This is a genomic window from Brevinematales bacterium (assembly GCA_026415355.1).
Taxonomy (GTDB): Bacteria; Spirochaetota; Brevinematia; order DTOW01; family DTOW01; genus SKYB106.
Genome location: JAOAHF010000028.1, coordinates 1 through 4477 on the forward strand (window position 1 = coordinate 1; position 4477 = coordinate 4477).

The 4477-nt window shown below is 35.1% G+C and carries 6 protein-coding genes; all 6 read left to right on the forward strand.

Annotated elements, in window-relative coordinates; genetic code table 11:
• The coding region (locus N2712_07745) for a hypothetical protein (GenBank protein ID MCX8029868.1) at positions 1-230 on the forward strand (230 nt) is incomplete at its 5' end.
• 17 nt (positions 231-247) lie between these two features.
• Positions 248-1495, forward strand: a complete 1248-nt coding sequence (locus N2712_07750; GenBank protein MCX8029869.1) for a putative CRISPR-associated protein — start codon at positions 248-250, stop codon at positions 1493-1495.
• Between the two features lie 23 nt (positions 1496-1518).
• Positions 1519-2484: a type III-B CRISPR module RAMP protein Cmr4 gene (gene cmr4, locus N2712_07755; GenBank protein MCX8029870.1), complete on the forward strand. Its 966-nt coding sequence runs from the start codon at positions 1519-1521 to the stop codon at positions 2482-2484.
• Positions 2485-2500: 16 nt separating this feature from the next.
• Complete coding sequence (cmr5, locus tag N2712_07760) at positions 2501-2899, forward strand: type III-B CRISPR module-associated protein Cmr5 (protein ID MCX8029871.1); 399 nt, start codon at positions 2501-2503, stop codon at positions 2897-2899.
• 21 nt (positions 2900-2920) lie between these two features.
• Positions 2921-3976: a type III-B CRISPR module RAMP protein Cmr6 gene (gene cmr6, locus N2712_07765; protein ID MCX8029872.1), complete on the forward strand. Its 1056-nt coding sequence runs from the start codon at positions 2921-2923 to the stop codon at positions 3974-3976.
• A gap of 26 nt (positions 3977-4002) precedes the next feature.
• Positions 4003-4477 (forward strand): hypothetical protein (locus N2712_07770; GenBank protein MCX8029873.1); only part of this gene is annotated, 475 nt, incomplete at its 3' end.

The following is a 4477-nucleotide window of genomic DNA, read 5'->3' on the forward strand; positions in this document are numbered from 1 at the left end:
TTACTGCTTGTGTCATTGGAAAGCCTATAAGAATAGGTGGTTGGGATATGTTGAATAGATCACCTAAGCCAATGTATAAGGCAATTCCTGCTGGGAGTGTGTATTACTTTAGAGTGCTAAATAAGTGTAGTTGGAAGGATATATTAGACTATTTTCACTTTAAAAACATATCTGATGTAGAGAGAGAAAAAGGGTTCGGTCTTTCTTTTGTAGGGATAGTTAAACCTTGAGGTAAGGAGGTAGGCTTATGAAAAAGTTGATAACAACAGTTGGAACATCAATATTTGAGAATTATGTTAAACTTACTAAAGATGCTTCAATAAAAGATACAATTGATCATCTTTCTACGCAAACCTACTACGATCAGCAAGGGAATTCCAGGGAAAGTTCTGAAACCATGAGGACTAATGTTGTTAGAAACAAGTTGAAACAATATATACAGAAGCAATCCAGTCTAGACTCAATTTCAGCAGAATTAAAGAGTATATCCAAGATAATTGATATTGAACTAAAGAATGGAGAAAGAGAATTCCTTATATACCTTCTATCTTCTGATACATTATCAGGTCGGTTAGCATCTGAACTTGTAGAGAAAGCTTTACATCAAACCTACGACAACAACTCTAAAGGAGTAGAAATTCGGAAGATAGAAGTAAAAGTTATTCAACATCTGCAGGTTATAGATCAGAAGAAGTTTAACAGGGGTATGGCAAACCTGATAAGTGAAGTATATAGCATAGTAGAGGAATACTGGGATAATGTAATCATTAACATAACTGGCGGATACAAGTCTTCTATACCGTTTCTAACAATACTTGGGCAACTCAACGGTTGTGACATCTACTACATCTACGAAAATACTGATACTTTGATAAAGATACCAAAAATGCCTATCTCAAGTAAGTGTTTTGATATTTGTAAAATAGACAGATACTATTCTTATTTTGAGAAGTTAGATAAGGGATTAGATGACAGAGGTGAGATAGCAAAAATACTATCCTCTAGTTTTTACGAAGACTTTTCTTTCGTAGTTTGGCATTACCAAGAAAAAGATGGTGAGTTGATGGAACTTAATCCTATTGGTAAGATACTATTTGAGAAATACAAAGAGAATGTTCATTATTTCTGGTCAAATGACAATGTGGTAAATAAGATACTATCTTCTAAAGGACTTCTAGATATTCTTGACAAATTCTTTAATAAACAGATTAGAATCTCAAAAACTGAACACAAGGGTAATCATATGGTTTATGATGATGGTAATAATCCTATTAGGATATTCTACTACTATGTAAATAATCAACTTAGTAAGAATGAAGAGTTATGTATATACGAAGCTTTTGACAATCATGACAAGTATATAAGATACCTAGAAGACAATCCACAGGTTCCACAAGGAGTTTGTAGTAAGAAGTATAAATACTATGCTGATTCCTATGTGAAAGATTTTGATTGTAGTCTTTCACGAAGTATAGTTGAAGTAGAAATTAAATAGAAGGTATGGATTTGGAGGTGCTTATGTTTAAAGAAAAGAAGATTATGTTTCTGATTGCCGAGACTCCCGTTCATGCGGGGAGTGGCAGTGAAGTAGGGGTCATTGACCTACCTATCCAGAGAGAAAGACACACCAACTTTCCAAAGATTGAGAGTTCTGGACTGAAAGGATGTTTGAGAGATGCATTTAGAGATTCTGGTGTAGAACAGACAATAATTAATGCGATATTCGGTCCTGAAAGTAGTGGAGATTATGCTGGTGCAATGGCGGTAACTGATGCTAGAATACTACTCTTCCCTGTAAAATCCTTAAAGGGAGTTTTTGCTTGGATTACTTGCCCGATGGTCATTGAGAGGTTTGTTAGGGATCTTATGATGATAAACAAGAACACGAAACCTGAAAATCCTACTGACGAACTTCAAATTCCTATTAACGAGTTTGCAAGTCTTGATAATTCTCCAGGAGCAAAGATTACTAGTAGGTGTGGAGTATTGATAAACTCTGAAAACTCTAAAAAGATAGTTCTAGAAGAGTTTTCAATTGAGGTAAAAGACTCTGAATCTAAAGAGGCTGACAAAGTTGCAGAATGGTTATCTAAAAACATTTTTCCAAGCGATCCATCTTATGAATTTTGGAGGTCAAAATTGAATAATGATTTGGTGATAGTGGATAATGACACTTTCGCCCAATTTGTCAGTAATTCAACAGAGGTAGTAACTAGGGTTAGAATTTCTGATAAAACTGGAACTGCTGAAGAAGGCGGATTATGGATAGAAGAATATCTTCCACAGGATACCATTCTATATTCGTTAGTTATGTTTACAGATGCAAGAAATCCTGGGAGTCAACCTAATAATGGTTCCAATCTACATAATACTTTTGTATCTAAGCTGTCTGAAATTGGGGTTATCCAGGTTGGGGGAAATGCTACTACTGGTAAAGGGTTCGTTAGAGTAAATTTTTATCCGCATCAAAATCAAAATAAATAAGTTTGTGGAGGTTGCTATGAGTGAGCAGAGTCTGTTTTCAAAGATAGAAAGGGGAATAGCAGAAAAGGCTTATGAGTTTGTGAAGAGTGCTAAAAGGGAATTAAGTGGAAAAGCAAAAGATTATAAGTCTCTTGTAAGAAAAATCCCCCAGATGATAATGTACGGTGGGCTTGGTCAGAGTATTGCCTTTTTATATTCAAAAAAGAGTGGAAATGAAGTGCATAAGTTATTGTATGAGCAATTTAAGGATTATTTCAAAAGTGACATCGTGGCAATAAGACTTGATCAAAGCAACATAGAACTTATACAATGGATAATCTCCCTTGACTCATACGGATACTCTATTGCAACTCGGGAACTTATGTCATTAGTTAAATGGTTGAAAAGATTTGCGGAAGGAATGATAGAAGGATGATAAGAAAATAGGAGTTTAGATATGAGGTCTCAAGGTAATTACAATCAAAGATTTAATAGAAGTCATGAACGCCCAGAGGAGAAATATGTATTCTTTACACCAAGTGATACTTCAAGTATTCTAAGTGGAGTGATTACCAAGCAGTATGATAGGTATCAGATTGTTGAAAGAAGTGATATTGATTTCAACCTATGCTTACTTTTTATGAAATATTTGCCAGTAGGTAATAGGAGAGATCAGCAAGGTCTTATCTATTTTGAAAGAGATAAAAAGACAAAATATCTTGAAGCGATAAAAAATCACTTTTCTAGCAATGGAAATACAAAAAGTTATCAATCTCTGAAGAATTTAGCGAGAAAAAACTATGATAGAATTCAAAATTTAATCAAGTCTCTTCTGAATTTAGGATACGCTTACAAGTCCATAGAAGCCATCCCCAAATGGCGTCTTGTTGTAGGGCTTGGAGCATCACACCCACAAGAAACATCAATGATACTACATCACATATACGGAATTCCTTACATACCCGGTAGTGCCGTGAAAGGTATAACTAGACACTATGCCCTAATTTGCTTTGCAGATAAAATCTCATCTCAAAAAATCTCATCTCAAAAAAACTCTGACTTCTACGAGGAAATAGAACAGTTGTCAAAAGGATTGGATGGAGGATTTAAAGAAGGTAGTGTATATGGTAATCTATCAATACAACTATTAGACAAGAAAGTGGGGAAGGAGGAGAAGATAGAACTCTCTGATTTAGTTGAAATCTTCGGGACTCAAGAGCAAAAAGGCAAAGTCATATTTATGGACGCTTACCCTGTTGATGATATTAAGTTAGAAATAGACATTATGAACCCACACTATCCTGATTACTATTCTGGTGATAAACCCCCAGCAGACTGGCAAAGCCCAAACCCTATAACCTTCCTGACAGTCGGTAAAACCAAGTTTCAATTCTGCTTACTTTCAAAAGACGATAGCCTACTGAACAAAGCAACTTTGCTTCTGAAGGAAGCACTCAAAGAGCACGGAATAGGAGCAAAAACTGCTCTAGGATATGGAATATTTGATATTTAGTATTAGGTGGTATAAGGAGGTAGTGAATGGAAGATAAGGAGTTTCACGTAATAAGTAGTGGTGTTTCTATAATAACAAACCTTAAGTCAAAAGAAGGGCTATACACAGATATAAAAATCTCTGATGAAAACCGTTGGAAGGAAATATTAGATAATCGAGCAGAGGTTAGAAAAGTTGTAGAAAAAGTAAAATCCAAGCCTATGGAAATGTCAGCAGAACTGAACACATTCTTAAGAGTAGTTGATGGTAAAAAACCATCAAACATATCAGTGTATCTATTTGGAACGAACACTGCTTCAAATGAACTCTGTAGAATAGCGATACAGGAGTATCTTAAGGAAAAAGGTTATGTTCTATACTCTACTCCTGATGTTAGCGGTTATTTCCACGAAGCTAAGTATGATCCTAGTTTTGCGAAAGATGAATTTCAGGAAGGTTTGTCAAGACTTATAGATATTCTAATATACATAGCGCTCAAGAAGAAGGAGGAAGGCTATACAG